2 protein-coding genes and 1 pseudogene are annotated in these 7,315 nt (G+C 67.6%); all 3 read right to left on the bottom strand.

Annotation, left to right across the window (positions count from 1 at the left end; all coding sequences use genetic code 11):
- The coding region (locus NA5_RS43530; protein WP_245672419.1) for an acyltransferase domain-containing protein at positions 1–752 on the bottom strand (752 nt) is incomplete at its 3' end.
- A 30-nt stretch (positions 753–782) separates the two neighbouring features.
- Positions 783–1,037, bottom strand: a pseudogene (locus tag NA5_RS43525) (ketoacyl-synthetase C-terminal extension domain-containing protein); the annotation flags it as partial.
- A gap of 23 nt (positions 1,038–1,060) precedes the next feature.
- Positions 1,061–7,225 (bottom strand): type I polyketide synthase, encoded by a 6,165-nt coding sequence (locus NA5_RS42435; protein ID WP_062990975.1) that lies wholly within the window; start codon positions 7,223–7,225, stop codon positions 1,061–1,063.
- Between the last annotated feature and the right edge of the window lie 90 nt (positions 7,226–7,315).

Below are 7,315 nucleotides of genomic sequence, written 5' to 3'. Positions count from 1 at the left end.
GCGGCGAATTCATCGAGCATGGGCTCCATCAACACCGAATGAAACGCATGACTGACCGTCAGCCGCCGAGTGCGCCGATCGGCCCAGCGTTTTTCGAGTTCGGCGATGCCCGCCTCCGGGCCCGACACCACCACCGAACCTGGTGTATTGATCGCGGCCACTGAAACCCCATCCGGCAAATCGTCGACCTGATCGACCGCATCGATCTCGCCGCCCGCGCTGAACTGGACTGCGAGCATCGCCCCACCCGCAGGGAGCCCCGCCATCAAACGACCACGAGCAGTCACCACACGCACCGCATCATCCAGCGACAACACCCCCGCCACATGCGCGGCGGTGATCTCACCGATCGAGTGCCCGATCACCAAATCCGGTATCACACCCCACGATTCGAGCAGTCTTGCCAGCGCGACCTCGACCGTGAAAACACCCAATTGCGTGTTGTCGGTCCGATCCAGGTCGGTGTCGGATGCGAAAAGCCATCCCGGATCACAAATCTCACGCACCGCCTCCGCGAACACCGGGAACGCGTCGAACAACTCACGCCCCATCCCCGCATACTGCCCACCCTGCCCAGGGAACACAAAAACCGTCTTACCCCCGACCACCCGTCGCGGAGTCACAGCATCCAGTTCGGATCGATCCAACACCGCAGCCCGCCACGGCAAATGCGCCCGCGTCATCGCCAACGAAAACCCGGCATCCAACGCCGAGATCTCCCCCAACACCGATAGTCGATCCGCTTGTGCCACAACAGCTTCAGCAGAACGCCCAGAAATCAACCACGGCACCACCGCCAACCCGAGCCCAACATTGCGCGACGCCGATCCATCCCCAGCTTCCCGCGACGCCCACTCCGCAGGGGCCTCCTCCACAATCACATGCGCATTCGTTCCACTGATCCCGAACGACGACACCGCGGCCCGTCGTGGCCGACCCACCGACTCCCACGACCGAGCCTCAGTCAATAGTTCGATTCGACCCGAAGTCCAATCCACATGCGAACTCGGCGCATCCACATGCAACGTCGCAGGCATCACCCCACGCCGCATGGCCTCGATCATCTTGACCACCCCGCGACCCCAGCGGCCGCCTGAGTGTGCCCCATATTCGACTTGATCGACCCCAACCACACCGGCTCACTCCGACCCTGACCATAGGTCGCCAACAACGCCTGCGCCTCGATCGGATCACCCAGCGTCGTACCAGTACCGTGCCCTTCCACCACATCCACATCAGCAGCGGTCAAACCAGCACTCGCCAACGCCGACCGAATCACCCGCTCCTGCGACGGACCATTCGGCGCCGTCAAACCATTCGACGCACCATCCTGATTCACCGCACTCCCACGAACCACACCCAAAACCCGATGACCATTAGCCAGAGCATCCGAAAGACGCTCCAACACAACAACACCTGCCCCCTCACCCCACCCGACACCATCAGCCGACTCGGCAAACGACTTACACCGACCATCCCGCGCCAAACCACGCTGACGCGAAAACTCCACGAACACAGCCGGTGTGCCCATCACCGTCACCCCGCCGACCAGGGCCAGACCGCACTCCCCCATACGCAACGCCGCACACGCCTGGTGCATGGCGACCAGCGAGGACGAACATGCCGTGTCCACCGAAACGGCCGGACCGAGCAGCCCCAGCGAGTAGGCGACCCTACCGGTCACCAGCGATCCGGCAGGCGTGGGCGCTCCATAGTCGTGGTACATCACGCCCGCGAACACGCCGGTATCGCTGCCCCGCAACGACAGCGGATCAATTCCCGCGTCCTCGAGCGCCTCCCAGGCCACCTCGAGCAGAATGCGCTGCTGCGGGTCCGTCGCAAGTGCCTCACGCGGGCTGATTCCGAAGAATCCGGCATCGAAATCACCAGCGTCGTAGAGGAATCCACCGGCGCGGGTATATGACTTGCCCTGGGCATCTGGATCGGGATCGTATAAATTCTCGGCCCAACCGCGATCGGTAGGGAACTCACCGATCACGTCGCGTCCGTCCGCGACCACCTGCCACAGGTCTTCCCGAGATCCGACGCCGCCTGGATAGCGACATCCCACACCGACGATCGCGACCGGCTCCGCCAGTTCGACGGAGCGCACCGCATCGGTGCGGGTGCGCTCGGCGGCGGCGCCGAGCCGTTCGAGCACATGCTCGGCAAGCGCGGTGGGGGTCGGATAGTCGAAGATCACCGTCGTCGGCAGCGTCAGCCCGATCGTCTCCTTGAGACGGTTGCGGACCTCGAGCGCTGTCAGCGAGTCGAATCCGAGGTCGCGAAAGTTCCGGTCGGGATCGACGCTGTCCGGACCTCGGTGTCCGAGCACCGTCGCGGCCTCGGCGCGGACGAGCTCGAGTAGCGACGAAAGCTGATATCCGGCAGCACCCTTCGTGTGCGCCGGGTGACGGTGGGATTGCGCCGCGGGCCGTCGGACGGACGCGATGGTCTGCCAGATCGGTAGTCGATCCCGGCCGGTCCGCGTATCGAGCACCGCGGCAACTATCTCGGGGCGGCCCGAACCGATCGCGGCATCGAACAGTGCCAGACCCTCGCGCTGCGATATCGGCATGAACCCGAGACGCTGGATGCGTGCGGTGTCACTCGCGCCGAGGGTGGCCGTCATTCCCTGATCGGCGGTCCACGGTCCCCATGCGATCGAAGTCGCCACCGAACCGGCCACGTGCCGATGCCGAGCGAGGGCGTCGAGAAATCCGTTCGCCGCAGCGTAATTCGCTTGCCCGGGTGAACCGACAACGCCCGCCGCCGAGGAGAACAGCACGAACAGGCGCAAGTCGCCGGTGAGCGTGTGCAGGTGCCAGGCTCCATCGACCTTGGGCCGCAGCACCCGATCCAGCTGGTCCGGTCCGAGTGAATCGAGCACACCATCGGCGAGCACACCGGCCGCGTGCACGACACCGATCAACGGCACGTCGGCGGGTATCGATGCCAAGAGCTCAGCGACAGCCGCGCGATCGGCGACATCGCATGCGATTATCCGCGTGTCGGCCCCGGCCTCGGTCAGTTCGGCCTGTAGTTCTGCCGCACCCAGCGTCGCCGCACCTCCGCGACTCACCAGCAGCAGGTGCCGTACTCCATACTCCCGCACCAGATGTCGCGCGAGGACCGCACCCAGCCCGCCGGTACCGCCGGTGATCAGCACGGTTCCGGTCGTCAGGTCGGCCGCCAACCGCTCGGTCGGTGCGGCGATGCGGACGAGCCGCGGCACGTACAGTGTCGCGCCACGCAGTACGAGCTGCGGTTCTGTCGAAGCCGCTGCCACAGCGACGATCTCGGCGAGGTCCGCGGCGGCGGTGTCGACGAGTGTGACGCGGCCGGGCTCCTCCGCCTGCACCGACCGCACGAGTCCCCAGACCGCGGCCGCGGCCAGATCGACCGTCTCGGTGTCGGCGATGGACACGGCACCATGGGTCAGCACAACCAGGCTGCTCTCGCCGAAGCGCTGATCGCCCAGGAACTGTTGCAGGACAGCCAATATCCTCCGCGTTGTCGCGTGCACGGCCGCGACAGCGTCGGCGTCGGCCGTTCGAAGGTCCGCCACGACCAGGGCCGGTGGCGCGCCATCGCCGAGCCGCTCCCACTCGACGAACGACACCGGCGTCGCGGACACCTGCCTCGGCTGCCATTCGACGCCTAGCAATGCCGCCCGAGGCGGCACGATTCGTTCCGTCGGTGCGGGCAATGCCGTGAACTCGCCGATCGACAGCACCGCGTTACCCTGCGGATCCGCTATCTGCACTCGCATAGCGCCGTTGGCCGTCGGCGCGATCCACGCGCGCACCGCCGCCGCACCGGATGCGTGCAGCGTCACGTGTTCCCACCCGAACGGCAGGAGCACGGCATCATCGACCGGACGTGTCACCAAGTGCGCGTGCAGAACCGCGTCGAGCAGAGCCGGGTGTAATCCGTATCGACCCGCATCCGCCGAATCCGGCAGTGCCGCCTCGACGAACAGCTCATCGCCGCGCTGCCACAGTGCGGTCAGGCCGCGAAAAGCGTCGCCGTAGCGGTACCCGTCGGCGTCGAGCCGGTCGTACGCGCCGGTCAGATCAACCGGATCCGCGTCCGCGGGTGGCCATGCGAACGGTTCGACCGCCGCGGCGTGCTCGCCGGGTACGAGCGCACCCTGTGCATGCAGGGTCCAGTCGTCCATTGACGTGTCGGCCCGGGCGTACACCGACACCGGCCGATCACCGGATTCGCTTGTGCCACCGACGATCACGTGGACGATCACGCCGCCATCGTCGGGCAGGTGCAGTGGTGCGATGAGCGATAGCTCGCGGATGGTCGGGCAACCCACCTCGTCACCGGCTCGGACGGCCAGTTCGACGAAGACGGTTCCGGCGAGCATGACGTGGTCGCCAATTCGATGGTCGGCCAACCACCGCTGCGTCGCGATCGACAGCTGCCCGGTCATTATCACGCCGCCCGAACTCGGGTTCGCCACCAGCGCATTCACCAACGGATGACCGGTGGCGCGCAGTCCGGCCGGTGTCTGGTCGGACTGCCCGGGCACCGCCCAATAGCGTTCGCGCGCAAAGGCATACGGCGGCAGTGGCACACCGCGCGCACCCCGGCCGTCGAGCACCGCGGTCCAGTGCACCCCGGCACCGCTGCCCGCCAACGCAGCCACCGCACCGACCGTCGTGGCGACATCGCCGCGATCCTTGCGCAGCATCGGCACCGACACCACATCGGCCGAGCGCACCGAATCCGCCATCAAGGCAGCCAATCCGCCGTCCGGGCCCGATACCAGGAATCGAACAGCTCCGGCGTCCTCCAGCCCGCGCACCGCGTCGGCGAATGCCACCGGCTCACGCACCTGCCGGACCCAGTAGTCCGCCGTCGCGATATCCAGATCCACCGTCGCGGCGGACATGGTGACGACCGGCATCGACGGTGCCGTGTACCCGATGCCGCGGGCGGTCACCGCGAACTCGTCGAGCATCGGTTCGACGAGCGCCGAATGGAATGCGTGCGACACCGGCAGCCGATGCACCTTGTGCCCGCGCCGTCGTAGTTCCACGACCGCGTCGTCGACCGATGCCGCCGCCCCGGACACCACGACCGACCTCGGCCCGTTTATTGCCGCGATCTCGGCGCCGGGAACGAGCGCCGAGCTGACCTCGGCCGCGCTCGCCAGCACCGCGACCATCGCACCGCCGTCCGGGAGCGCCGCCATCAACCGCCCGCGCGCCGACACCAGCCGAGCGGCGTCGGCGAGGTCGAACACACCGGCGACGTGCGCGGCCGCGATCTCCCCGATCGAATGACCGGCGACGAAATCCGCACGCACGCCCCAGGATTCGACCAGCCGGTATGCCGCGACACCGATCGCGAACAGCGCCGACTGCGCGAAATCGGTGCGGTTCAACAGGTTCGGATCCTCGCCCCACAGCACATCGCGGATCGGCTGCGCCAGCGCGGCCTCCGCCGCGTCGAATGCCGCCGCGAACGCGGGAAACGTCGCGTACAGTTCGCGTCCCATGCCCAGGTACTGGGCGCCCTGGCCCGGGAAGACGAATGCCGTCTTGCCCGCGAGCGCGCCCGCCGCCGACCGTTGTTCGGCAATCGCGTCGAGTCCTTCGAGCAGCTCGGCGCGGTCGGCTCCGACCACGACAGCCGTGCGCTCCTGGCTCGATCGGTTGGCGAGCGACCACGCGATGTCGAGGACAGACACGTCCTGCCGCGCTCGCACCCAATCCCGCAGCCGCGCCGCCTGCCGGGCGAGTCCGGCCGAATCCCGCGCCGCGACTACCCACGGCAGCACCGGCAATGCGGCGCTGTCGGAGTCCCGCGCCGCGGGTGGTGCCGCCTCCTCGAGGATGAGATGCGCGTTCGTGCCGCTGATGCCGAACGACGAAACCGCCGCACGCCGCGGCCGGTCACCAGCTGGCCACGGCCTGGCTTGGACGGCCAATTCCACCGCGCCGGTGGACCAGTCGATCTGCGGACTCGGCGCGTCGATGTGCAGCGATTTCGGCACCACGCGATGGCGCATCGCCTCGATCATCTTGATCACGCCCGCGACACCGGCCGCCGCCTGAGTGTGCCCGATATTCGATTTGAGCGACCCGAGGATCAGCGCGGGGCTCGATCCGCGGTCCCGACCATAGGTGGCCAGCACCGCGTGCGCCTCGATCGGATCACCGAGCGGTGTCCCGGTCCCGTGTGCCTCGACGACATCGACATCACGCGCGGCAATACCCGCCGCGTCCAGTGCCGCCCGGATGACCTGTTGCTGCGAAAGCCCGTTCGGCGCGGTCAGCCCGTTGCTCTCGCCGTCGTGGTTGATCGCACTGCCGCGAATTACGGCGTGCACGGTGCGCCCGTTGCGCTGGGCGTCCGAGAGCCGCTCCAGCAGCAGCACGCCGACGCCCTCGGACCACGCGACCCCGTCGGCGGCGGCCGCGAACGACTTGCTCCGCCCGTCGGCGGCGAGCCCGCGCTGGCGCGAGAAGTACTGGAACATCCCGGGTGTCGCCATCACCGTCACACCACCGGCGAGCGCGGTCTCACATTCTCGCGACCGCAGCGATTGGCCCGCCTCGTGCAGTGCCACCAGCGATGACGAGCACGCGGTGTCGATGGACAGTGCCGGGCCGTGCAGACCTAGGTGGTAGGCGATGCGGCCGGATACGACACTGATCGTGTTCCCGGTCAGCCAGTGGCCCTCGATCTGCGGCCATGCGTCGGTGTCGAGCAGGCGCGCCGCATAGTCGTTCGCACTCGCCCCCGCGAAAACACCGGTTCGGCTACCACGCAGCGCCCTCGGATCGATACCGGCGTGTTCGATCGCCTCCCATGAGGTTTCCAGCAACAACCGCTGCTGCGGGTCCATCGCGAGCGCCTCGCGCGGGGAGATGCCGAAGAATGCCGCGTCGAATTCGGCCGCGCCGTCGAGGAAACCGGCTTCGCGCGCGTAACTCCGTCCCGGCGCATCGGGATCGGCGTCGAACAGTTCGGCCAGCTCCCAGCCGCGGTCGCGCGGGAACGGGCCGATCGCATCATGCTCGCCGACGACGAGATCCCACAGCTCAGCCGATGTGGTAACTCCGCCGGGAAAGCGGCAGGCCATTCCGATGACCGCGATCGGCTCGGAGCGCTCCGCCCGCAGGCGGTTCAACTCGCTGCGTGTTTCGCGCGCTTCCCCGAGCGTGCGCTTCAGATACTCCCTGAGCTTTTCTTCGTTCGACATGATGCCGTCGGCCGGTTATCGGAGGCGGCGGAGAGCGGTCAGCGATCCGACATGACGCAGAATGATCGACCTCCATCGGCCCGGGCGGCA

This window comes from Nocardia anaemiae NBRC 100462, assembly GCF_001612725.1.
GTDB lineage: Bacteria > Actinomycetota > Actinomycetes > Mycobacteriales > Mycobacteriaceae > Nocardia > Nocardia anaemiae.
The sequence above is the reverse complement of the archived record's forward strand: the minus strand, read 5'-3'. Positions and strand labels throughout refer to the sequence as shown.